Source organism: Endozoicomonas sp. ONNA1, from assembly GCF_024606325.1.
Lineage (GTDB): Bacteria > Pseudomonadota > Gammaproteobacteria > Pseudomonadales > Endozoicomonadaceae > Endozoicomonas_A.
This window is the reverse complement of sequence record NZ_JAHHPN010000424.1, coordinates 1-24,677: the sequence shown is the minus strand read 5'-3', so window position 1 is coordinate 24,677 and position 24,677 is coordinate 1. Positions and strand designations below refer to the sequence as shown.

Annotated in this window: 20 protein-coding genes; 8 read left to right on the top strand and 12 right to left on the bottom strand. The window is 42.9% G+C overall.

Going from position 1 to position 24,677, the window contains the following annotated elements:
- The 3 genes from ccoN to KDK19_RS09565 all read right to left on the bottom strand — a co-directional run bounded on the left by ccoN (nucleotide 1) and on the right by KDK19_RS09565 (nucleotide 5,019).
- Complete coding sequence (gene ccoN, locus KDK19_RS09575) at nucleotides 1-1,443, bottom strand: cytochrome-c oxidase, cbb3-type subunit I (RefSeq protein ID WP_257253280.1); 1,443 nt, start codon at nucleotides 1,441-1,443, stop codon at nucleotides 1-3.
- 865 nt (nucleotides 1,444-2,308) lie between these two features.
- Nucleotides 2,309-2,908 carry a hypothetical protein gene (locus KDK19_RS09570; RefSeq protein ID WP_257253281.1) on the bottom strand — a complete coding sequence of 200 codons (600 nt, stop codon included), beginning with the start codon at nucleotides 2,906-2,908 and terminating at the stop codon, nucleotides 2,309-2,311.
- A gap of 134 nt (nucleotides 2,909-3,042) precedes the next feature.
- Nucleotides 3,043-5,019 (bottom strand): hypothetical protein, encoded by a 1,977-nt coding sequence (locus KDK19_RS09565; protein WP_257280572.1) that lies wholly within the window; start codon nucleotides 5,017-5,019, stop codon nucleotides 3,043-3,045.
- A gap of 587 nt (nucleotides 5,020-5,606) precedes the next feature.
- Here KDK19_RS09565 and KDK19_RS09560 point away from each other — a divergent pair.
- From KDK19_RS09560 to KDK19_RS09550, 3 genes are all read left to right on the top strand, one after another.
- On the top strand, nucleotides 5,607-7,301 hold the full coding sequence (locus KDK19_RS09560) for a hypothetical protein (protein WP_257280573.1): 1,695 nt from the start codon (nucleotides 5,607-5,609) through the stop codon (nucleotides 7,299-7,301).
- A gap of 482 nt (nucleotides 7,302-7,783) precedes the next feature.
- Nucleotides 7,784-8,653 (top strand): hypothetical protein, encoded by an 870-nt coding sequence (locus tag KDK19_RS09555; protein WP_257291828.1) that lies wholly within the window; start codon nucleotides 7,784-7,786, stop codon nucleotides 8,651-8,653.
- Nucleotides 8,654-9,195: 542 nt separating this feature from the next.
- The gene (locus KDK19_RS09550) at nucleotides 9,196-9,813 is read left to right on the top strand and encodes a hypothetical protein (RefSeq protein ID WP_257253796.1); all 618 of its coding nucleotides are present in this window, start codon (nucleotides 9,196-9,198) and stop codon (nucleotides 9,811-9,813) included.
- Between the two features lie 67 nt (nucleotides 9,814-9,880).
- On the opposite strand, the gene KDK19_RS09545 is transcribed toward KDK19_RS09550, so the two are convergent.
- The 5 genes from KDK19_RS09545 to KDK19_RS09525 all read right to left on the bottom strand — a co-directional run bounded on the left by KDK19_RS09545 (nucleotide 9,881) and on the right by KDK19_RS09525 (nucleotide 15,594).
- Entirely contained in the window at nucleotides 9,881-11,008 is a 1,128-nt protein-coding gene (locus tag KDK19_RS09545) for an ABC transporter permease (protein ID WP_257253797.1), read from the bottom strand.
- Complete coding sequence (locus KDK19_RS09540) at nucleotides 11,008-11,937, bottom strand: ABC transporter ATP-binding protein (protein WP_257253798.1); 930 nt, start codon at nucleotides 11,935-11,937, stop codon at nucleotides 11,008-11,010. The genes KDK19_RS09545 and KDK19_RS09540 overlap by 1 nt, the downstream gene beginning before the upstream one ends.
- Nucleotides 11,934-12,902 carry an HlyD family secretion protein gene (locus KDK19_RS09535; protein WP_257253799.1) on the bottom strand — a complete coding sequence of 323 codons (969 nt, stop codon included), beginning with the start codon at nucleotides 12,900-12,902 and terminating at the stop codon, nucleotides 11,934-11,936. Before KDK19_RS09535 ends, KDK19_RS09540 begins: the two co-directional genes overlap by 4 nt.
- 185 nt (nucleotides 12,903-13,087) lie before the next feature.
- A complete protein-coding gene (locus KDK19_RS09530; RefSeq protein WP_257253800.1) occupies nucleotides 13,088-14,011 on the bottom strand; it encodes a Dyp-type peroxidase in 924 nt (307 codons plus the stop codon).
- A 101-nt stretch (nucleotides 14,012-14,112) separates the two neighbouring features.
- The gene (locus KDK19_RS09525; RefSeq protein WP_257280574.1) at nucleotides 14,113-15,594 is read right to left on the bottom strand and encodes an MATE family efflux transporter; all 1,482 of its coding nucleotides are present in this window, start codon (nucleotides 15,592-15,594) and stop codon (nucleotides 14,113-14,115) included.
- A gap of 102 nt (nucleotides 15,595-15,696) precedes the next feature.
- Here KDK19_RS09525 and KDK19_RS09520 point away from each other — a divergent pair, with 102 nt between their 5' ends.
- The 3 genes from KDK19_RS09520 to tusA all read left to right on the top strand — a co-directional run bounded on the left by KDK19_RS09520 (nucleotide 15,697) and on the right by tusA (nucleotide 18,088).
- Nucleotides 15,697-16,428 carry an alpha/beta family hydrolase gene (locus KDK19_RS09520; RefSeq protein WP_257291827.1) on the top strand — a complete coding sequence of 244 codons (732 nt, stop codon included), beginning with the start codon at nucleotides 15,697-15,699 and terminating at the stop codon, nucleotides 16,426-16,428.
- 80 nt (nucleotides 16,429-16,508) lie between these two features.
- Nucleotides 16,509-17,831: an MATE family efflux transporter gene (locus tag KDK19_RS09515; protein ID WP_257253803.1), complete on the top strand. Its 1,323-nt coding sequence runs from the start codon at nucleotides 16,509-16,511 to the stop codon at nucleotides 17,829-17,831.
- Nucleotides 17,832-17,842: 11 nt separating this feature from the next.
- Nucleotides 17,843-18,088 carry a sulfurtransferase TusA gene (tusA, locus tag KDK19_RS09510; protein WP_257253804.1) on the top strand — a complete coding sequence of 82 codons (246 nt, stop codon included), beginning with the start codon at nucleotides 17,843-17,845 and terminating at the stop codon, nucleotides 18,086-18,088.
- Between the two features lie 201 nt (nucleotides 18,089-18,289).
- Here tusA and KDK19_RS09505 read toward each other — a convergent pair whose 3' ends face one another.
- Complete coding sequence (locus KDK19_RS09505) at nucleotides 18,290-19,687, bottom strand: hypothetical protein (protein WP_257253807.1); 1,398 nt, start codon at nucleotides 19,685-19,687, stop codon at nucleotides 18,290-18,292.
- Nucleotides 19,688-20,107: 420 nt separating this feature from the next.
- Nucleotides 20,108-20,674: a hypothetical protein gene (locus KDK19_RS09500; RefSeq protein ID WP_257253808.1), complete on the bottom strand. Its 567-nt coding sequence runs from the start codon at nucleotides 20,672-20,674 to the stop codon at nucleotides 20,108-20,110.
- Nucleotides 20,675-20,814: 140 nt separating this feature from the next.
- Between KDK19_RS09500 and KDK19_RS09495 the strand changes: the two genes are divergently transcribed.
- Both KDK19_RS09495 and KDK19_RS09490 read left to right on the top strand, forming a co-directional pair.
- Nucleotides 20,815-20,994 carry a hypothetical protein gene (locus KDK19_RS09495; protein ID WP_257253810.1) on the top strand — a complete coding sequence of 60 codons (180 nt, stop codon included), beginning with the start codon at nucleotides 20,815-20,817 and terminating at the stop codon, nucleotides 20,992-20,994.
- Nucleotides 20,995-21,233: 239 nt separating this feature from the next.
- Nucleotides 21,234-21,797, top strand: coding sequence for a hypothetical protein (locus tag KDK19_RS09490; RefSeq protein ID WP_257253812.1), 564 nt, complete (start codon nucleotides 21,234-21,236; stop codon nucleotides 21,795-21,797).
- A 189-nt stretch (nucleotides 21,798-21,986) separates the two neighbouring features.
- Here the strand turns inward: KDK19_RS09490 and KDK19_RS09485 are convergent, their stop codons facing one another.
- Nucleotides 21,987-23,384, bottom strand: a complete 1,398-nt coding sequence (locus tag KDK19_RS09485) for a hypothetical protein (protein ID WP_257291826.1) — start codon at nucleotides 23,382-23,384, stop codon at nucleotides 21,987-21,989.
- Between the two features lie 264 nt (nucleotides 23,385-23,648).
- Nucleotides 23,649-24,677 (bottom strand): hypothetical protein (locus KDK19_RS09480; RefSeq protein ID WP_257291825.1); only part of this gene is annotated, 1,029 nt, incomplete at its 5' end.

The following is a 24,677-nucleotide window of genomic DNA, read 5'->3' as shown; positions in this document are numbered from 1 at the left end:
TCAGGCCATCTGTGCAGGTGACGCCTGAGCTTCACCTTCCTGCTGGTTTTCACTGCCCAGTTTGACAGTGCGGTATAAGTTGTAAGCCATGATCAGCACACCTGCCAGGAAGAAGGCGCCACCGATTGCACGGACAACATAGCCAAAGTGGCTGGCGGTTACGGACTCGAGAAAACTGTAGGTCAGGGTGCCGTCGTTGTTTACAGCTCTCCACATCAGACCCTGGGTAATGCCGTTGACCCACATGGCCACTACGTAAAGGACGGTGCCGATGGTAGCCAGCCAGAAGTGAGTATTGATCAGACCAATACTGTACATCTGTTCACGACCACAAACCTTGGGAATCAGGTGGTACAGGGAGCCGAAAGAAACCATGGCAACCCAGCCCAATGCGCCGGAGTGCACATGACCGATGGTCCAGTCAGTGTAGTGAGACAGAGCGTTAACGGTTTTGATGGCCATCATTGGGCCTTCGAAGGTCGACATACCATAGAAGGACAGGGATACCACCAGGAAGCGCAGGATCGGGTCGGTACGCAGTTTGTGCCATGCGCCGGACAGTGTCATGATGCCGTTGATCATGCCTCCCCAGGAAGGTGCCAGCAGGATCAGGGACATCACCATACCCAGGCTCTGGGCCCAGTCGGGCAGGGCAGTGTAGTGCAGATGGTGCGGGCCCGCCCAGATGTAGATGGCGATCAGTGCCCAAAAATGTACGATAGACAGACGGTAAGAGTAAACCGGACGCTCAGCCTGCTTGGGAACGAAGTAGTACATCATGCCCAGGAAGCCGGCGGTCAGGAAAAAGCCGACCGCATTATGTCCGTACCACCACTGAATCATGGCGTCCATGGCGCCAGCGTAGGCAGAATAGGACTTGGTCAGGGTGACTGGAACAGAGGCGCTGTTGACAATGTGCAGAATCGCAACGGTGATGATGAAGGCACCGAAGAACCAGTTGGCCACGTAGATGTGCTTGGCCTTTCGCTTCATGATGGTGGCAAAGAACACAATTGCGTAGCTGACCCAGACAATGGCAATCAGGATATCGATTGGCCATTCCAGCTCGGCGTATTCCTTGGAAGAGGTCATGCCCATGGGCAGTGTGATGGCGGCCAGAACGATCACCAGCTGCCAGCCCCAGAACGTGAAAGATGCCAGTCCGGGCATGGCCAGGGTAGCCTGACAGGTCCTTTGGACGACATAGTAAGAGGTAGCGAAAAGGACGCAGCCTCCAAATGCAAAAATAACGGCGTTTGTGTGTAAGGGTCTCAGTCTGCCAAAACTGGTCCAGGGTAGATCAAGATTCAGTTCAGGGAATACCATCTGGGTAGCGATGAACAGTCCCATCCCCATCCCGACGATGGCCCAAACCACCGCCATGATGGCAAACTGCCTGACAACCTTGTAGTTATAGGTTGGCTGTATCGTTGCAGTGCTCATGCTCCGTGTTACCTTCGGGTTCTGCTAACAGTTATTACGACTTGGAGATAACCTGAGGCGTTGCAACTTAGACCGGAAATCCAGTAACACACTATGACCTTGGCTCTTGCCTTGACACTGTGCATAGTGTTTTTGTGGCCAAAGGAACCCTGTTCAGTTGCCAAAGGTTTCCGAACAGCCAAGGCGCATTGCTCTACTGGATTTCAGGCCAGATATTCTCTGCTACCGGCCAGCTCCCCCGGGTTGTCCGTAAGGCCGTACTTCCTGCTGATTCTTTATGTGTTAATAAAAAAATGCAGTTGACGAATTGAGTCGGAATATTTCTCTCATCAGGGCAGCGAAAAAGCTGCTCTCGTGAGTTCTCTGATATAAGACAGTTGTCAAGTTCACTGTTTGCCAGAGATCCTCAGGCTCTGGCTGAATGACTTGAGACTGACTTATTACCTTCAGACTCCGAGTGTTTTGATCCTGGGTTGGTATTCCTGGTCGTGCACACTTCTGGTTGTTATCCGGTCCTTATCGGTTGGCAGAGTTTTCTTATACTGCCAAACCCGTCGCAATCATACAGAAATATTGTTAGCCCTGCTAATGCTTTTTGGCTATGAGCGAGTGATATGTATTGAAATCTTTTGTGACAGCCTGTTTTGTATAGGAGATGTCAGGATTGCCATAGGATCAGGGCTGCATGAAGAGTGTGAGATAGATTTTTGCTGTCATTTTCTGCCATTGTCAGAGGATGTTCAGTTTTGTGTCATTGTCGGCAGAATCCGGAAGCACAAAAATTCATCGGAGGCTGAGATCAAAATTTATGTTCATGTCAAAGAGGCGATTACCTGCCTTGTTCGAGCCTGATTGATTCTGAAGCTTATTTGGGATATTTCAGGTAATCAAAAAAAAACTTCAGATTATTTGGAAACAACGACAATAGATTTTCTAAATTAGGTTGATGCTCAATAAAAGTGACAAGTGAGTTAATAGCCAGTAAAGGTAAAGATGATAAAATACTATTGAGTTCGGAAATGCTATTGGGGGGTGTTGGTATCTTGTGTATTAACATCCGCTCCCAATAATAATAAATAGTCAAATGCAGCCACTTTTTCTCACCAATAGCATGGTTAAACTCCCAGTTATAGTCATGAGCAGGACTTGCTCCGTGACTGAGTAATGTAACAATTTGAGATATCGTTGAAGCATCAGCCAAGATGTGTGAGATCGTCAGGCTGTTGTAAGTTTCTTTAGATGTAAATGAATTTGGATTTGCACCATTATTTAGCAGAAAAATAAGCATTTCCAGTGATCCAAAGCAAAGTGCATCGGGCAATGCATCCTGATCATATTCAAGTTGATAACCTTGGCCCATTAATTCTTTTACTTTGTTAAAATTATTTTCCCTAATGGCTTCCGTAAAATCTCCTGCCAGAGAGCATTTCATGAAAAAAAACAGCGTGAAGTAAAGTGCTCTCATTCTATAACGTCTATTTACAATGCAGAGTATGGACTTTAGTAGAATTGTGACTCTTGGCAAATTTGAGTGACGGTGGTTTTGTATTTGTCTATTGGTTGGAGAATCCCCCGTATCGGCCAAGCAACAATTGATCGTTATTGATTAGTGCAGCCTGCCAAAACTGATTGAGAATCATGGGGAGGGTGACTGTTTTCCAGAATGTTTATAGATAATTTGCACAGCCCTTTTATAAGAGCCTGCAAGGGAAAACCATACATATGTGCAAGTCCAAAATTATATTTTCTACCATCAGCCGTTTTATGAGAAAGTGAATGATTATGGATTTCGTTTGAAGTTTTCATTATCTCTGGATCTGGTCTTTTATTCTGATTGATATGTAAGAAATAGTTCTGGTATTTGTGATCATGTCTAGAAATAAAAAAATCCTCTGTCATTTCATACGGCTGCATAGCTGACCAATAGACTATTTCTAATGAGGTTCTATGTAGCCATTTTTCGAACTCTGTATTATCCAACTCAAGAGCTTGCTGTAAGCTTATTGTATCGGTTGCATAATATCCCCGGATAAAATGCTCAAGAATATCTCCGATGAATCTTTGTACATCTTCGACAGCTTTAGGATTTTGGTAATGAAACTCATGGGATAAACGTTTTCCACGAGCATAAACAATAACAATGGCAACGATATTATCCATAAGCGCATTAAAAAAAGCTAACAGGTTTCCGACTTTTGGAAAAAATTTAACATTTAAAGCATTTTCAGGGGGCAGGCTGTGCAATGTAGTTTCAAATATTTGGCTGTCACCAAGATCTCTCAAACCGGACCAGGATAAATCTGAGCGCTCAGTGTCTTCTACCCAGTTACAAATTGATCCGGGAAAAGCTTCATTATTGCAAAAATGATAAGAACTCAGTTGCCCTAAAGTCATCCATTTTGACAGACCTGACCATGCAACACATAAATCTTTTGTATGCTGCGATTTAATAAGGCTATCGAATGACAGTCCATATCTTGCATACTTCCCGATATCAATAGCTGCTTTTTTTAACCCTTCTTCGGACCTGTAATGAGGGTTTTTGGAATTTGATGGGTCTAATTGGCATGCATAATTAACATAATCTTTTGAAGCTGAGAAACAATAACCGTGTATGTGACCTTCAAATATTTCGAGCTCATCTTCCAATCTTTTATTAATGATATCCGCAGAAATAGAAAATAAACCTTTACTTAAAGGTATTTCGCTGGCGAAATTCTGATCTGAAAATAAGTGGTGCAAACTATTGTGCATTTTAAGTTCACGGGTGAACTCATTCCATGATTCATCTTTTCGTTGAAATTTAAGGTATAGTGTTTGGTTGTCAGGAAGAGTGAGCTGGATGGATCTTCCGCCACAAACTTTCTGAACTATGGAGTTATCTGATAGCATTAATTCTATTTCAAGATCCTCATTGCTTGAACTCTCTTTTAGAATTTGTTTTTTTATTTCTTTTTCGATTTTGTGCCCCATTTCAATGTCTGGAGGTAAAAAATGACTGTTTCTGTAACAGGCAATGATGAGGTCAGAGAAAAATGGATTCCGTGATTTATAATCCAAGCTGGCTGTTGCGTATAAAAGTTCTTGTGTTGCACAGGGAGGCAGGGGAAGGTTGTTTTTTGCTAATTCAATAATTTCATCCAGAAAACCTGCTGGGAATAAATGCTTGTCTTTTTTTGCTGCTTCATACAATCCAAAACGTCTGTCTAAGTGCGAATAATGAACGATATCTTCAATTTTACATCTCAATGCTTGTAACTTGGCAATTTTTTTAAACAAATTCTCTATTTTGTGTGTTGTACTGAATTCTTTTTGGAGTGTTTCCTGTTTTTTTCTACTAAAAAACCTGTTACCCAGTTTTATTATCAGATAGAGCCAGTCATCACCACTAAAATGTTCGGTATTGCCATCCAGATAATCTTTCATTAATGATATTTGGTGTTTTTCGCCAGCAGAGAAATAGCCTTCTGGTTTTTCTAACGTTTTGATTTTTATTGTTTTTCTGTGATAAAGACACTTTTGTTCAACTAGAAGAGAGCCATTTGTGGGCAATGGCTCTGTTTTTTTCGAGCTCACAGCTTCCTGACAGGTAGTATCTGCCCTTATAGGTTGTGGCTGAGGCTGTGAGTGGATTGATGATAAATGCATGGAAATAATGTTTTAAAAATACGATTTCATTCTTAGTCCATATTTTTCTGAAAAGGTTCAAAACTTTGTGCAGATTGTTGAATAAGGTGTATCACGTCGGCAAGCGAGCAAAGTGATGATACTGATCTGGATGGCGTTCCAATGCACAAGCGATATGTTTGAGTGACTTTTCTGAGCCTTCGAAAGATAACGCCACCATGAAGGTACAATCTGGATTTTTTGTTTTAATCCAGACACAGACTGTCTCTGGCACCCTTCAGGATGCATGCTCAAGCCTTGCCGTTATTGCAGAAGAGTTCTCGCTGGTACTGAAAGATCCGCCCTTCCGTTGCATAACAACCTGAGTGAAAGCCTGATTCGGGAATATGTCAGCGATGAAATGGGATTATCTGACAGATAGTTTAACAGGCGGTGAGCGCTTACCAAGGTAAAAAACTTGATTGCAAAGGCCTACGGTAGTCTAACATGTAGGCTTTGCACCAGTTTCTGAGACAATAACAATGCAGGAGTTTTGAATGTTTAGGCAATTATTTTTTTGGCTATTAGTATTCTATCTGCAAGACGTAAGAGCAGTTCAGGATTTACGGCTTTTTTTCGTTGTTGCGCCTTCTAACTTGAAATTTATGGTGGATGGCTGTTATGGATTTAATTCAGAGTTCAGCTACTTTATAAAAGATTTTAACGATGAATTTAAAGAGGGTCGTAAAGAAGTAGTAGTATTTGTTAAGCATTTAAAAAAAACGTTTTCTTGTTTTGTTATTCCTTCCCGCGAATTAGGTTTTATTGCTGAGGGTTCTGGTGATTATAATTTTTCACTGCATAATTTTCATTCTGAACCTGATGAACGACGCTTTACTCGATATATTATTGCCAGATCTTTGTGGTATCACCTTTTTTATACATCGTATTTGGAGCAAAAAGAAAATGAATTTAAGTTCGCTGAATCATTATTTAATAAAAATTCTGATTTGGAGGTTGTGCTGTTATTTAAGTGTTTTGGTGACAATGAATATAAGGAACATTGTAAAAGCTATTTATCAGATGCCCTTGAGGGATTTGGATGGAACCTTGAAACTAAAGTTAGAAGCAAAGAAAGTTGTATGTATATTAGAATTATTATTGCTCTTGGAAATGAGAGTTATAATAATCTCCAGTCCTTTCAGCTAGATTCCAATGTACGCTTGGATATTGAAAAGTCGGGTATACGAAGGCAAGGAGAGAAAAATAAAAGCTCTATGATTTTTTTTCCATCAACAGTATTCCAGAAAAACCCCTGTGAATCACTGGCTGCCAGCGACATACAGAATCAGGAAGACTACTGCGCTTTCGGAATGATTGGCTCAAATAATGCGTGTGTGTGGACATTTCCCAGAACCTACAGCCAGATGGAAAGCTTTGTTGAAGAGAGTGCCTGTGTCAGTACTGGTGCTACTGCTAAAAATGTCTATGAAGTGTGCAGAAAATTTACTAATACTTCGGCAGAAGCCTTGAATGGCGCCAAAGCCTTATGTGTTGTTCTGACGGGAATTTCCATTAGTTTCAAAAGAGAAAAGTCAGATGCTTACAACAGTCTGAAAAATACGAGTGAATATTTAAAAGAGCTTGGATTAGAGGTTCATAATATGCCAACGGATGGTTACTGTGGCTGGCATGCTATTTTGAGTTGGATCAGAAGTAATAGGTATGAGCTTTTGTCTGAAATGACTGAAAATTCAGATGATTTAACAGCGCAGAGAGTATTTGAATATTTTTCTGCCAGGGCTCAGGAAATGGTCGAGGAAGGTGATGAACGTGAGTTTATAGTATCAATGGCTAATGAAATGAATGGATCTAATCCCGATAGAATGTGGCTTGAAGATAATCATATTCGTTTCCTGATTGCCCCGTTTATCAACCAAAACATTTTAATGCTTGATATAGCTTCTAGTGATCCCACTCCGGGATGTCCTTTTCAGATTAGCTTGATAAGAGCAGATGGTGTTGATGTTATTTTTCAGAATCAAGATGAAGTTGTTAATGCGTTGCATGAAAATCGCCATTGTATGATGTTACTTCATGCTCATAATCATTGGTTGTTGATAATGCCTGATCGTCAATTGGCTACAAATCAAGCTACTCGTGGGAATGCAACTTCACAAGATATACCGAGAGAATGGTTGGAAATTGACTGGAGTACTGTCGTTGTTCCACATCTTCTTCTGAATAAGTAGCTCACTAAATGAAAGCCTGTTGTGATGCCCAGGTTCTCAGTTTTGAGCCAGTCATCATCACTGAAATGTTGGGCTCCTCTTGCGATCACAATTTTACCGCTCAGCTACTGAGGTCGTTCATTGCAGGGCTAAATGAGAATGATTATGCTGGTGCGTAAGCCCTGGTTGCCAGCCTCTGGTGCATGGCTTCTTCGATGGTATCACTGCACTTACCCGCAAGGCACACGCCGACCTCAGAAAAATCGGGATCGTAATCAACTCCGCACCATTACGACTTTGAACCAGTGTTCAGGAACTTTTTTTTATTTTGTTGCGTCTAAGTTAGTACAGGATGCAGATGCTCATTTATTTGGGCAGAAATGTTCATTTTGAGCGGGAGCTCGCTGATTTTTCCGGGCTGCAATGCATCAAGTTCAAAAAGCGCCTGCAAATTCTGGGCAGTTACCACGGAATAACCCAATAACCAGATAAAGGAGTATCTTATGAATAATCTTAACTCTTTTGGAACTAATGGATTTACTGTGAGGACTCACCAACAGCCAATGAAGTCAGGTAGGCAGAGTGTCGTCACGGAATGTTTTAATTACGATAAAGCCGATCGCTTTGTAAAAATCTCTGATACTAAATCGGAATTTTCTAAATACTGTTATAACGGCCCTACCTTAATCGATACCTCTCAGTATAGAGGTGGCAATGCGACTAGAGCATTGTCTTCGTATTCTATTAAGGCTTCTGATGATAGTTCTGAAAACAATGATAATAAAATCTTACAATTGGATATAGATGATAGTGAATGGGTTGGGATCAATGAGAATGTTCAAGCAATAAGGCTTAGTGGTTGCGTATTCCTCATTCATGTTCCTTATAATGCTAAATCCTATTATGCCTGGCATCTTAACTCGCTGCACAGGAAAATTTTATCAGACAAAACAACAGCAGCCGTCTGCATGTCTGGGGATACTACTGAAGTTAAAGCAGCTTACCGCGAAGCCAGGTCCTGGAGAGAGATGCTGAGTCAATATCCCGGGACGAGCTATTTATGTGCCACTGACGACATTGAAGATGAGTTCAGGAGTGTTTTTCGTGTAAGTCCGGCTAATATCACCAAAACCGGAGGAGTGGAGGTTGACATCACATTTGATATTGCTACCCGAAGCTTTCAGGTGATAAATCCTCTTGAAGTTGAAGCCGCTGTCAGTGAGCTTGAATCCCGAAAAGAAATGCTGCAAGAACATCCAGGGACCAGCTATTTATATGGCCCTAAAGACGTTGGAGATCTGGCAGGGAGTCCTTCTGATATTGATGCGGCTGAACCAAAACCGCAGGACAGGGTCAACTCAGCCACGCAATAGATGGCATTGTTTGGGCCGCTCTTTATGAACGCTCACATCACTTTAGGCTCCCCGCCCTCTGGATACTTTGGTGATGATGAGCACTGCCCTGCCTTGGCTCCTGCCCTTCAAAAAACCGCTGCACCAGACTGACCGAAGAAATATTGTAGGGCTAAATAAGAATGATAATGCTGGTGCGTAAGCCTTGGGCGGATCTGTCCCAATGGGATTGGTCTGCAAGTTGGTTGATGACAAATGCGAGTAAATCATTCTTTATAATTTCAATTCATTACATTATTGGTTCATATTTTTCCTGAAAAGTTCAGGATTTTCATAAAAATGATGGAGGCATTATTTTTCTGAGGAAATGACTATCCTAAATCACTGCTTTGCGGTTAAAAAACTGAAAGAAAAAAGGTGCTCCCTGTTGGTTTACAGTAAAATAGAGGTTGGTAAAAAAGCTATTTAAGTCAGCTGAAAAATAGGCATGAGCCGTAGTTTTTATTTGCTCCTGGTCATAATCGTACTAAATTTCAAACTCTATATTCGAAAGAAGCTATACGATGAGATTGTTTTTTTTTATGCTCATTTTTTCCACGCAATTTTCTTTGGCAGGAGGGTTTACTGAGGCTATTTTTGAGAATGATTTTAAAGCAGTTAAAGAGCTGATCGATCAGGGTTATCATCTGGCAAAAGATGCAGATGCAGTTCCCACTGCAATCAGCACCGGATCATTAGAGATGCTGCTTTTTCTGCTCAAACATGGTGCTGACCCAAATACCTTTACTCGTACCTACCGATATAATGGCCTGAACATAAGACATGTTTTAGGCGACACTTCAAGTATAGGTCAGATTGTTGCATTATTAAGTTATGGCGCAGTCGCTCATGATGGCCCAAATGGTCATAAGTGGGATTATAATATGGCAATAGTTGATAAGAGGTGGCTGCATGTAGCTGTTTATTATTATTGGGAGCGGATGTTAATGCACAATATACCAACACCCCCCAATAGCATTTCCGAACTCAATACCATTATAATGTCTCTGCCCTTACTTACTATTAAGGCTCTTGCTGTTTTTACTGAACATCAATTTAATTTAGAAGATATACTGACGTTGTTGCCAAATTATCTAAAGTCGTTTTTTAGAGTCTTTCTCAATTTTCATGAAGAAGACTGATAATAGGGTAGATCATGCAAGGCAATCAATAGCACTGTCGTATTTTTAATGGTCGCATAAACCCCATCTAATCAAGGCTCTTTTTAAATCGTTTTGCCGCGACCACTAAGCCACCGATAGTAAAAGCGCCCAGATAAACAGCATCCGTCGTCATGCCCTGTAACTCTGCTCCTCTTAAAATAATCCCCCTCATCAACCGCATATAGTGGGTTGCAGGCAAGAGTTCAGACAGCCATTGAGCCGCTATTGGCATGCCTTCAAAAGGAAACATAAATCCTGACAGTAGAATCGAAGGCAGCAGAATGAAAATGGTCATTTGTGAGGCCTGCAACTGTGTTTCTGCAATGGTCGAGATAATCAGCCCAAGGGTCAGGCTTGCAGAAATAAACAGCATGGTAGCCAGTAGCATCTGGATAATACTGCCGACAAAGGGCACATCAAAAATCAGGTGGCCCAGTGACATAATGATGCCGGTCTGAATAAACCCTACAAAAATATAGGGAATGATCTTTCCGATCATTAGCTCAATAGGGTGAACCGGTGTCGCGATCAGCAGTTCCAGATTGCCCCTCTCTCGTTCACGCACCAGTGCGGCAGATGTGAACATAATCATCGTCATGGTCAAAATAACGCCAACCAGACCCGGAACAATATTGACAACGGATCGTTGCTCCGGGTTGTAGTAAAGAACGATTTTAAAAAGCGCGCCCGAAGACTCAGGCTGAATCCCGGCAGTGGCACGGAAAGGCATCGTCTGGAGCTTTAAAATGGCCGAGCTGATCATAGGGTCTGAGCCGTCAATAAGCCACTGCGCGCCGGTTCTGCCATCGTTTAAGCGCTGGATGAAGTCGGATGGAATAATCAGGGCAGCTCTTACTTTTCCACTCTTGAGTGCTTCTTCTGCTCCCTGTGGACGTGCATCCTGACGAACTATTCTGATCACCTGAGTAGCCTCCAGTGCATCCATCAGAGCGCGGCTGAAGTAAGTGCGGCTGTTATCCACAGCAGTGACCGGTATCTCTCTGACATCGGTATTGATCGCGAAGCCAAACAGCAGCAATTCAATGAGAGGAATAATGACGATCATGGCAAAGGTGGCGCGATCACGGGACAGTTGTCGTAATTCTTTCATTAGAATCGAGGCAATTCTTTGAAGGCTATTGGTCATGCCCGACAGAGTTGAAAGCTTTTCCATTACTGCCGCCGCTGTTGGGTACAATGAACAAATACATCCTCAAGACTGGGGCGCACCCTTTCAATGGTTCTGTCTTTCATTTCTTCTGGCCACTGGCTTCGCAACCAGACTTCAGGCTCACTGATTGTATTGGTTATCAGAACCCGCAGGCGGGCTCCCTGCTGGGCCGAGGATAAAATTTCAGGTCGGGCTGTCAGGGCTTCCCTGACCAGCCGAAGTTCGGTGCCGTCTACTTCCAAAACCCTGGCTTGCATATCGGCCATGAGCTGCTTGGGGGAACCTTCGGCTTGCTTAATACCTCCCTCCAGAATGGCCAGACTATGGCAACGCTCGGCTTCATCCATGTAGTGAGTGGACACCAGAATAGTGACTCCCTGATCACAGAGGTCAAAAAGAGTTTCCCAGAAATCACGTCGGTTCTGAGGGTCTACCGCTGAGGTTGGTTCGTCCAGTAGCAATAATTCGGGTTTATGTAATGTTGCTGCTGCCAGGGCGAGCCGCTGGCGCTGCCCGCCACTGAGGCTGCCTGTCATACGCTTGCGGCGCTGGTCCAGACCATAGGTAGTGAGTTGGCTGTCAATGCGTTTATTGACCTCTCTGCCCGGCAGATTGAAAATTTGTGCCATGAACTTCAGGTTTTCTTCGACGGAGAGATCGTCGTACAAAGAGAATTTCTGGGTCATATAGCCCAGTCGCTGTCGAAGTGCTTCCGACTCTTTGGGTATTTCCAGCCCCAGAACACGAACGTCACCCTGACTGGGTGTCAGCAAACCGGTTAACATTCTGAGCGTAGTCGACTTGCCACTGCCATTGGGCCCCAGGAAACCAAAAATGGTCTTTTCTTCGATGTTCAGGTTCAGATGATCTACGGCCATGAAATCACCAAAACAGCGGGTCAGCCCTTTGGCTGAGATGGCCTGTCGGCTCACAGGGGCAGGTCCACTTGCACAGGCAGTCCTGATGGCAAATCAGAAGCGGTTTCCGGAAGCTGTACTTCGGCCATGTAAACCAGTCGGGAGCGTTCTTTTTCATTGAGGGCATAATGGGGAGTGAAGGCCGGGTCCAGAGAAACCCAGCGTATTTGACCAAGAAAAGATTTTTTGACGCCATCAATATGTACCGTCACGTGGTCGCCCACGTGAACAGCGGCCCTGCGGGGCTCTGGAACGTAAATGCGTGCATAGGGTGCTTCATGCAACAGCAGGATGGCCAGAGTGCTGCCTGCTGAAACTCTCTCTCCCAAGTGTCTGGGCAGACTATCCAGCCAGCTGTCTCTTGTGGCATAAATGGATAGATCCTCCAGCTTTCTCTGTTCCAGAAACTGATTGGCCAGAGCCTTTTTCATGGAAGCCTCTGCCTGTTCTATGACTTCAGGGCGATTGCCATTGAGCAAACTCTGGAGTTTTTCTCTGGCATTTACTTTTTCTGCCATGAGAGCATCACGATCAGCTCTCGCCTGATCCAGTCTGGATTGGCTGATCAGTTTGCGCTTTAACAGTGTTTCGTTTCTCTGGAACGTTTTATTGGCATCCACCAGCCGGGCTTCTATTTGCCCGACACTGGCTCTTGCTGCTGCTATGTCTTCCATTCTGGCGCCGTTGACTATTTCACTCAGATAAGCTCGTGCCCGTTCTGTTTCGGCCAGGGCCGCAGCAACGGCTGCCTGTTGCTTGCGATCATCCAGCTTCAGGATCACTTGACCGGTTCTTACCGGGTTGCCCTCATGGATGAGTATCTCTGTAATCAACTCCGAAGCGGTCGCTGTCAGAGTGACTCTGTCACGCTCAAGGGTTCCCAGTGCCTGATGGTTGTCGGAAGAGAAACAGCCGGAAAGCAAAAGTGACAGAACGGTAGTGCCAATTAAAGTCAGATGACTTTTTATCAATCTGCTCATAGAGTGAAAGCGTTTACTGTGACGATGAACATCCATCAAATGTAGTCACAAAATGAGAAGACGACCTATTACTGTCTGCGCCACCATGAAATGGAACTGAGGTTGGTAAGCAGGGAAGACAGCGAGTACCGAATCGCCTGGGAAGCGGGGGGAACATCGGTACTCTGATTACAGTTAGAAGTCGATCAGGTAGCTGAAGTCAGGAACTCAACAGAGGGCGCGAAGAATGCACAGCCAGTGGTGGCCTGTGAATAATCCATCAAGTGGTCATAGTGACCATGCCTGTCGGCCTTGACCATGGACTCCATCATTTTGTCAAAATGGGTCGGAGTGCGACAGTAGGAGACAAAGTAAAGTCCGCCTTCACTGGCATTGCCATAGGGCATACTGTGACGCAGGATTTCCATACTTTTGCCTCCACTGTCCTTGACGTTGGAACGCTTTACGTGAGCCGTTGGCGCTTTTTCTTCGCCACTGAATTCAATGTCGTCCTCCTTGGTGCGGCCGATCACTTTTTCCTGCTCAGTGACCGCCAGTTTGTCCCACTTTTTGAACGAGTGAACCCACTTCTGGGTATGGATATAGCAGCCTCCGGCAAACGATTGATCTTCATCACCCACCAGAGTGACGCTGGCCCTGTTATCTCCCTGTGGATTTTCGGTGCCGTCTACAAATCCGGTCAGGTCGCGACCGTCCAGGTAACGGAAACCTGTCTCATCTTCCTGAATGTCAACGGCTTGTCCAAAATGATCCATAGCTCTGTGCAACAGGATAAAATTGATATCCCGACGATTGGAACGGATATGGAGCAGCAGATCACCGGGAGTGGCAGGTGCAGTCCGGTCACCTTCTGTCACGGCTTTGAAGGGAGCGAGAAGCCTTGGCTTAGCGGCTTTGTACAAAGCGTCCCAGGCCTGACTGCCGATACTGATCGTGGAGGTCAGCCTGGCATCGGGGTACTGTTCGCTGAGATCCCGTGTCAGCTGTGGTATCAGCGCACAGGTCTTTTTAATCTGTGTGAGGCTGTCTGGATCTTGCCTGATAGTTAAAACCAGAAAGCAGGCATCGGTATTGGCTTCTGGAGTAATTCCTGATTGTGGTGTGCTCATTTCCAACTCTGACGTCAGTTTTCGAAACAATGGCAACCTGTCTGTTCGCTGTCTGGTGCCATTGCATAGCATGAAGGGGTTTAGGTTCCGGATCAATACACTTATCTGGCTTTATCGGATAGGTTACCGGCCTCTTCGCACTCACCTTCTTCAGCCATTTGTGCCAGTTGTGAACATTCTGATGACATCGGCTGGAAAGGACAAGCTGTGGTTTCCTCCTGACGGGTCATAAGGCTGGCAATCGTGTCCTGTCGGGTAATCTTGCATTCAATGGCGTCAATAGTTCGAAAGCTCAGCCAAATGGCTATGGCTGAGAACAGGACTCCTCCGGCTGCCTGACCCACCAGTACGCCATAGGGCCCCATATATGCAGAGGCGACCCAGATGAAAGGAACGGTACCCAGTGTCGCCCGACCCCAATTTAAGAGGGTTGAGTATCCGGGTTTGCCCAGATTGTTAAAGGCAGCATTGGCGACGAACAGAGTACCTGTGAACAAAAAGCTAATGGCAATCCAGTCGCAGAAAAACGACACCAGGCTGGCCGCTTCCCCCGTGGCTCTGAACACTTGAATGAGAATGTCCTGCAAGAAAAACAGTATGGCTGAAATGACAATGACATAATGCACAGTGAAGAGGATAGCATTTCGAAGCGACTCCCTGACCCGGCCCATCCGTCTCGCCCCAAAATTCTGGCCTATTATAGGTCCTACTGCTCCGGACAGGGCAAAAATGACACCGAAGGCGACAGGTATCAGTCGGTTAATGATTGAGTAGCCTGCTACGTAACTATTGCCGTACTGCGACATATAGCGAACCATCCAGGCGCCACTGAAAGGCATGGCCAGATTGGTGGCAATGGCAGGGAGGGTGATTGCCAGAATGTTTCTCAGATCCTTGCCAAAGTGGGAAAGACGGAAGGGGGAGTAGAGTTTATGTTTATAGAAAATGCCGTAAAAGGAAATAGCAAACATTGTGGCACGAGCCATCACTGAAGCAATGGCAGCACCCTCTATATTCAATTCCAGAAGAAAGATCAGTATAGGGTCCATTATGGCATTCACAGCTCCGGCTGAGAGTGACGATGTCATTGATAGCCTGGCATCTCCTACGGCTCTGAGCCCGGCACCGAGGGTCATGGACAAGCTGACCAGAGGCATGGAGGGAATCACAATATGCAGGTAACTGTCGGCCAGTTCATGAACTCGCCCGGTGGCTCCCAGCAAAGTCACCAGTTCAGGGATCAGAAGCCAGAAAACGATGGCCAGCGTGATACTGACTAACAGCACCAGGAAACAGATATTTACTTGATATTGACACGCTTTTTCCCGGTTGTGGCTGCCAATGGATCTGGAGACCAGGGCCCCGGCGGCAATGGATAAGCCAATACCCAGAGCCGAAGTGATAAACAGGATGGTGCCGGCATAACCAATAGCTGCAGCCAGAAATTTTTCACCGAGCAGACTGAGAAAGAAGAGGTCGAGCAGGTCGACAAAAAACAGCGTTGTGATGCCTGCTGCATTGCTGAGGCTCATGACAATGACGTGCTTCATTGTTGAACCCTGAGTAAAGCGGGCATGGGTCATGACAGGCTTCCGTTTCGACACCGTATGAAGTGTTCCGGTCAGTTGGATATAAAACGACCAAAGTCGTTAACATATAAGATAGAAAGAGTCGTGCTTTGATCAATGAACAGGACATTGCGCTTCGACCAGCTTAGTTCAGATCGCAGCGACGGGTCGGGTAAATGGCGTTACAATCAAGCGCTTTACTTCCTCTGGACTGTTTATCTTATGGATCTTATCTGGAACCGGGCTGAAACCGGGTCTCCATTGCTGATTCTGGCCCATGGTGCCGGTGCGGCTATGGACAGCGATTTCATGAATCAAATGGCCGTCTTGATGATGGCTGAAGGTATCAGTGTCGTGCGCTTTGAATTCCCTTATATGCGGGAGCGAAGGAAAACCGGTAAAAAAAGACCACCGGACAGGCAACCAAAATTATTGCACTGCTGGCAGGACGTGATTGAATATATCCAAAAGGATTATAACGGCCCTCTTTTCATTGGCGGTAAATCCATGGGCGGACGCATGGCCAGCCTGCTGGTGTCTGAGGTGTCTGGTCTTTCATTGAGAGGTGTCGTATGCCTGGGGTACCCATTCCATGCACCAGGTAAACAGGACAAACCCAGAACGGAGCATCTTGTTGATTTCCCATTACCCATGCTGGTGGTGCAGGGTAGTAGGGATGTCATGGGGGATTACAGCACCGTGCGAGGTTACGGCCTGTCAAAGAATATTGAGCTTCATTGGCTGGCCGACGGCAATCATGATCTGAAACCCAGGGTAAAATCGGGTTTTACTCATGAGCAACATCTGTTAGAAGCCGCACAAAAGATCTCAGCCTTCATAAAGTCATAAAGTAAAGTTTACGTATACTGATCTGAACTAAAGCCTCATAAAATGGTCTGAATTTTGTCAGGCAATTGTGAGGACTGACGTTGAAATCGACTGCAGCATTGTATCGGCAGGTCTGGATGTTTGCCTGGCCTGCCATTCTTGCCAATATTTCGGTCCCTCTCCTGGGACTGGTTGATTCAGGGGTGCTGGGGCATCTCTCCAGTGATATTTATCTGGCCGGTGTCGCCATCGGCAGCACATTGTTTTCACTGTTGTTCTGGGCTTTTGGTTTCCTTAGAATGGGAACCACCGGTTTGGTGGCCCAGGCGCTGGGTCAGGATGATCATCAGAAAACCCGGCAATGGCTGGCCCAGTCGATCCTGCTAGCTCTGGTGATCGGCTTTTTGCTGATTCTTTTACATCGTCCCCTCCTGGCTATTGCCCTGCCTTTATTTAATGCGGCCCCTGAAGTGGCTGAACAGGCCAGGATCTATTTCTCCACTCGAATATTTTCAGCTCCTGCGGTTTTGATTAACTTTACGATAGTTGGTTGGCTGATTGGAATGCACCGCCCTAAAGGGCCATTGTTTATTCTCGTGCTGGCCAATGTGGTTAATATTATTCTGGATCTGTTTTTTGTTCTGGACCTGGGAATGGCTACCCGGGGTGCAGCATTGGCAACAGTGATCGCCGACTATACCAGTCTTGTACTGGGGGTCTCGATGGTCAGTCAAACCTTGAGAGGTAAGTCTGGAACTTTTGTCCGTTCAATGATTCTGAGCCTGGGCTCTATGCGTCGCCTGCTGTTACTGAATCGACACTTGTTTGTTCGCACGCTCTGTCTGCTTGGAACTCAGGCTTTCTTTACGGCACAGGGAGCCCAGAGTGGCAGTCATATCCTGGCGGCCAATGCTTTGTTACTTAATATGTTGCTGCTGATTTCCAATGGACTGGATGGCTTTGCCCATGCTGCCGAAGCACTGACGGGTGAAGCTTTGGGGCAGCGAAAAGAAGATCGCTTTAAACAGATTGTCAGGGTAACAGGTTACTGCTCGCTCATTTGTGCCGTGTTATTTTTTTTCACCTTCTCGCTGGTGGGGCAGGGTATCATTGGTCTGTTGACAAATATCCCTGCCGTCGCCGAAACGGCAAACACTTATCTGCCCTGGTTGGCTGCCATGCCGTTGTTTGCCGTCTGGTGCTACTGGCTGGATGGTGTGTTTATTGGCGCCGCGCGAACGGATATGATGCAAAACACCATGTTGGTGGCGACGTTAATGGTCTTTCTGCCAGTCTGGTATGTCACCCGTAATATGGGTAATCACGGCTTGTGGTTGGCCTACAGTGCCTTTATGCTGGCCCGCAGTGCAGGACTGGCTATTGTTTATCGATCCCTGAGTCGGTCCGGTTCCTGGGTCGGATAACAGGAGTGAATGTGTCGGATACTATAGAAATTGATCATGAACTGGATACTTCAGGTCTGCTTTGCCCGGAACCGGTCATGATGTTGCACAACAAAGTGAGAGACATGAAGCCGGGAGAAATGGTCAGGGTTATAGCGACTGATCCTTCTACCCAGCGTGATATTCCCAAGTTCTGTAACTTTCTGGATCATGAACTGCTGTCTCATGAGCAGGTGGAAAAACGGTATATCTACCTGATTCGGAAGTCAGCCTCCTAGGAGGCTTGTATTTGTGTAACTTAACCGGGTTGTCGCGCTAACCTTTCTGCTCCAATAGATAGCCCTGGCTTTTGAAAGGACAACTAAGGACAACCAGATGCCTGAGAGAGATTGCGAATGAAGGTTACGCTTTTAATCCTCGATTATTTGGGTAAAGGCAGTTTGATTTTTTATGGGTGCCCTAAATCTTCTGGTCATCTTCTAAGAACGGCGCCACGTGTCATCATGTCCATGATAATAATACTTCAGTAATTGCATGCCAACGAGGCTGTGTGCTTCTCTGTAATAAGGGTCTGGATTATAAGAGTCATCAGTACGTCCACTAACTGGCTTTTCATGAAGGTCTATAATGCAGGGTTTCTTTAAGGCACCTCTTAAAAAAACATCTTTAGCGTGCTCTGCCACAAAAAAACAACTGTTTTCACCGTCCCAGGAAACGCCTCTATCAGATTCCAAGAGATAATCGTAGTGAGATGAAATATGTACAATCTGTTTTGATAGGTGTTCATAATTACTGTCTGCTTCACCACTTAGAATATAATCAAATAGTTTTATCGCATTATCTCTGGAGTATTTTTTTGATGTTCTTTTATTTAGGTAGGGCATTTCAGAGAAAAATGATCTATGCCTCTCTAAACGGATTTTATCAGTTTCAGATAGTTGTTCTGTAACGTCTTTATCTATATAGATAAGTGGCAATGTCATTGACATTTTTGGCTGAGTGAATATCCCGCGGCTAGCTAATATATAAGGTGGTTTAGATAACCACTGATTGTCAATGTCTGAATAAAACAAATGATTAACCCCTAGTTTTTGCAAACGATTAGCTAGTTTGGTTTTGTTTTCAGACTCTGACTTAGCTATGCAAAATCTTATAGTCTCGGTAATGTTTTGAGACACAATAACTCTAATGGAATCCATAAACTGAAGGCACATCGATGAAGCATATTTCGCTAATTGTACGAGAAAATCTAGCTGCAGATCTGTTTCCATAGAGATACATAAGATATTATCATGATCTTTAAATTCAGCCTTCATCTGATCAATTTGTGTGCTTGTCAGATTCATATCCGAAAACACAATAAGTAATGGGATATCATCTTTACTGAGATCGGTTCCTTCTTGCAATATCGTTTGAATATAATTAATTCCAGTAAGATGTCGAGGATTATTCAATCCATTAAATATGCTGGTGCCATGCAGTGCGGCCCATGTGTGAAAGACCGGACATGGAGGACATACCCTCAAATCCATAGCGCTGGCTTTCTCCAGTGAATCAATGCCTGAAAACTTTAAACTATCAGCCATATTCTTCCATGACTCTTTATCAATTGAATCAAAAAAAATTGGATCTGCCGTGAACACTATATTTTTTGCAAGGCGCATGTGGTGACTATCGTTATCTTTCCCGGACGGTACCAAGGAAATGCATCTTGATGATATGTCCTTACACCCAAAATGCTCTTCTGTGTACTCTTCTGCCTTAGGAAGGTATTTCTTATTGTTAACTTTATTTTTAGATAGGCTTTCTGTCAGCGTTTCAGTGTACAGTGACGAATATCCTGCCGGATGTATTTGCTCTCCTACAACTTGATCCATGTCCTTGCTCCTTGTTCTTTGCTCCTTAGAACCTTACAACGTGTGTTGGTTCTGATTCATTGCTAACAAGTGTGCAAGAATGCCTAACAAAATGAAAAAGTGAACAAAAAGTGAAAAATGAATAAGAAATAGACAGAGAGATTCATATAAAAAATTGAAAAAGCACAAATGGAAAAAGACATTCATATATTTGACCCGCATGGATTACTTATATGGTGAGGATTACCAGGCTGGAGAGTGGCATCGGTGGAATGGTGTATATTTGAGATCAAGATTGGGCTTGGTACTGTTATAGAAATGAAAAAGCTGGGTATACAGTTGATTTTAATATGCTGATTTAGAATGATCGTGAGCCAACAAAAAATCAGGAGCTTGCACCTGAGATGCATTTCCTTAATTTGATGTTATGTCTATTTTAGCTCAATCGATTTCACTGATCAGGTGCGTTTGTAACTCGTCGTAAATCTTATCAAAAGTTGCTTTGATACCGATTAAAGGTTCCCCGTTGCTATTAAAAGAAGCAATAAAAGGAACATTAAAATGAAAAGTTACTGTATTATTATCAATTGTTGTTGATGCTGTCGTTTCGAGAAAAGTTTGCTGGTCTAATAAGGTTTCAGTAGATGAAGGCAGCTCGGAAAATGTAAGAGATTCAGGATTTTCAGATGGAAAAACTTCGGAGCAGTATGCTCTATTGTTTTTTTGATCATCTGATTCCTTTTGAATATTTACTGTCAACTGTTCAGAAATAGTTAGCTCTCGGGGACGATGATTTCTTATATTAGTTGCAATTTTTTCTGATATTTTTCCAAAAATAAATTTCTGTATCAGTTGAGTAAGACTGTATATCTCAGCATATTCCTTTTCGAAAGTTAGTCTGTTTTGATTTACTAAAACTGTTATTTTTATTGTACCCTTTATTTCATTTGATGTGGTACTGCCGGAGATAAAAAACAGTAGCATCATTGCTTTTACGAGCAGACTCATCTATCAAATCTCATTGATGGCGATACACGGCATTGAGTATAGGCATATAAAAGAATAGGGACATCCATATATTTGACCAGTCTACGGATTGAACTACTTTACTGCTGTTTCCAATTTTTACCATTGTAGCTGAAGATCTCATGACTCAGGTTCGCAGTAGCCTGATTGATTCAGGTTCGACTCCGTACTATCGGTGTGTTCGCAGGGCTAATTTGTGTGGTGAGGATCATCTGACTGAGAAGAATGTTGCGCATCATCGGCAGTGGGTGGTTGACCCATTGGTTTCCATCTTTGCCGTCGAAGCCTGTGCTGATCTGTAATGTCTAATCATTATCATCTGGTGCTGCACATTAGCTCCAGCGGGTTTTTTCTGTTCTAATTTTTCTTTTTTTGTTTAATTGTCTCGATTATTATGATTTTTTATTAATGGTTGTCCTTATCTTTTTCTTGAAAAATAAGGTGGCACCTCAAACTTTGTACTTGATTTTGGATTTTTGCTTTTCCAGATATTCAGTGCTATTTTTCGTCGTAAGTTAGGTATGACAGAGAGCAGTACAGAATGAGATTAAGAAATACGATCTTAGTGTTACTAATATATGCACTTCCATATCATTCAAGCGCAACAGTGCTTTCAACTTCTACTCGTTTCATCTCATTTTACGATAAAGCTTTTACAAGAGCATTTAAAAAAAGCGAATATAGCCTGGAAAGCTTTATTGGCGCTCGTGAATCATCTGGGCTTTCAAAAATGATTGAAGGTATTAGAATGATGAGAGCAGTGCTTTTAAGCGAAACTCAATCTAACCCCACAAATCCAAAAGATATATATTTAGGGCAATTATGGAACTTGCAACAGAATGGTTTAGTTGCTACCAGCGTTGATCAATTTTTAATGTTTTCTTCCCTGTCTCCCTTGTCCGGACCAGGTGGTCAACTTGATAATACTTTTGAGGGTTTGCAAAGAAATAAAGGATTGAATGAGGACTTAAAGAAGGTCTTGCTGATGGTGTTGGAAATACTTAATGAAAGTAGTGAGTTTATAAACTCATGTAGTGAATTAGGACTACTTGAAGAACTGCAAGACATAAAGAGAGAGATTGAGGAGCTAACTCAAGGTGAATAAAAAGTGGCAGATATGAGTTTTCATTCAGGAAGCAAAAAAAACTGCATATTTGAAAAACGATAAACTTTAAGGATATCTTGGTTTATCCAATGATTTTGCATAGTCAGCACACACAATAACTGTTAGTAGGATCTCCCGCTCTTCAGGCAGGTCTTCCGGCTTGGCACTTTATCAGATCTAAGGTATTTTCTACCAAGTGCACCATGTGAAATCATGTCCATGATAATAATATTTAAGTAATTGCATTCCAATGAGACTATGTGCTTCTTTGTAATATAGATCTGGATTATAAGAATCATCAGCAAGTTTACTAGTTGGCTTTTGATGAAGGTCTATCCTCCAGGGGGTTTTTAAAGCACCTCTTAAAAAAACTTCTTTAGAGTGCTCTGCCACAAAAAAACAACTATTTTCACCTTCCCAGGAAACCCCTTCATCTATATTGAATAGGCATGTGTAGATAGGTGAAATATGTGTAATCTGTTTTGATAAATGTTTAAAATTACATTCTGCTTCACCACTTAAAATATAATCAAAAAGCTTTTTTGCTTTATCTGTAGACCATTTTTCTGAATTTCTTTTATATAAGTAAGGAAGCTCAGAGAAAAATGATCTATGTCTTTCCAAAAGTTTTCTATCAACATCAGATAGCTTTTTTTCATCTTCACTTTTTATATAGATGAGAGGCAACGATCTTGATATTGTCGGCTGACTAAATATTCCATGACTAGCTAAAATGTGAGGAGGTTTGGATATCCATTGGTTATCAATATCTGAATAAAACAAATAATTAGTCCCTAGCTTTTCTAAACGATTAGCTAGTTTGATTTTGTTTTCAGATTTTGCTTTATCTATACAAAAGCTTATAGTCTCAGTAATGTGTTGAGATACAACAAGTCTGATGGAATCCATAAACTCAAAGCTCATAGATGAAGCGTGTTTCTCTAATGGCTTGGGGAATTTTAGCTGCAGGTCTGTTTCAAGCGAGATACATAATATATTATCATGATCTTTAAATTCACCCTTCATCTCATTAATTTGAGATTCTGTTAGATTCATCTCCGAAAATACTATAAACAATGGGATATCATTTTTACTCAGATCAGTTCCTTCTTTTAATATCCTTTCAACATAATTAATTCCCCTGAGTCTTTTAGGGGTATTCAAACCATTGAATATTGTGGTGCCATGCAATGCGACCCATGTGTGAAATAGAGGGCAGGGAGGACATACCCTTAAATCCATAGCGATGGCTTTCTCTAATGAATTAATGTTTGAAAATTTTAAACTATCAGCCATATTTTTCCAGGATTCATCATCAATTGAATTTAAAAAAAATGGACTTTCATTAGCAACTATATTTTTTGCAAGTGCGATGTAGTGATGATCCTTATCTTTTTCGGTCGGAGCCAGAGAAATACTTCTTAATGACAGTACCTTGTGCTCAAGATAGTCTTCTGTGCATTCTTCTGCTTTTGAAAGGTATTTCCTATCATGATCAGTATTTTTAGATAGCCTGCCTCCCTCCGTATCGGTGTATAGTGGGGTATATGCGGCAGATAATTTTTTCGATCCTATAATTTGGTCCATGTACTGATTTCTATTATTTAATGCTTTATTTCTTAGTATCTTAAAACATTTATTGGTTCTAAATGATTACTAGAAAACAGGTAAGATTGTCTGAAAAAATCACAAAGGACCTAATGTATACCGTTTTTACCTGAGATTGAGACTGCCCTACGCTAAAAGATTTTTTCTGTTACCTAACTTTTTTGCTAGATTACTTGTGGTTTTTCGGTGAACTACTATCCAGTATCATTTAATTGAGTTCTAATAGCGATTAGGCATCTTCTATTATTTGATCCACGTGCCATCATGCCCATAGTAATAATACTTGAGTAATTGCATTCCAGTGAGTCTGTGTGCTTCTCTGTAATATGGATCTGGATTATGACAATATTCAGTATCCGGTTTTTGATGAAGATTTATCATGCTAATTCTTCTTGAAGCGGCTCTTAAAAAATCTCCTTTAGAGTGCTCTCTTACAAAGAAGCAACCATTGTCACCTTTCCAGGAAATTATTTCATTATTAGCCCTCAAAAGATAATCGTAGTCGGATGAAATTTTGACTAACTGCTTTGATAGATGTTGATAATTACTCTCTGCTTCACCACTTAAAATATAATCAAATAGCATTCTCGCTTTGTCTGTAGACCACTTCTTTGAATTTTCTTTATTTAGATGAGGCAGTTCAGAGAAAAATGATCTATGCCTATCTAAAAGCTTTCTATCGGCATTAGGTAGTTTTGTACTGTTAATGTATGTGTTAATAAGTGGCAATGTACTCGACATTGTTGGCAGAGTAAACATCCCATGTCTGGCTAATATGAAAGGTGGTTTGGATAACCATTGATTATCTATATCTGAATAAAATAAATGATTAACCCCTAGCTTTTCAAAACGATTAGCTAGTTTGGTTTTTTTTTCAGAATTTGCCTTGTCTATACAAAAGCTTATAGTCTTAGTAATATTTTGAGATACAACAACTCTAATAGAATCTATAAACCTGATGTTCATGCGTGAAGCATATTGCTGCAATTCTGCAGGGAATGTTAGCTGCAAATCTGTTTCTAACGAGATACATAAGATATTCTCATGACTTTCAAATTCAGCCTTCATCTGTTCAATTTGAGAGCCTGTTAGATTCATATCTGAAAAAACTATAAACAGGGGGATGTCACTTTCACTGAGTTTAGTTCCTTCTTCCAATATCCTCTTAACATAATTTATTTCCGCGTGTCTTTCAGGATTATTCAAACCATTAAAGATAGTGGTGCCATGCCATGCGCCCCATGTGTGAAAGACTGGACATGGAGGGCATAC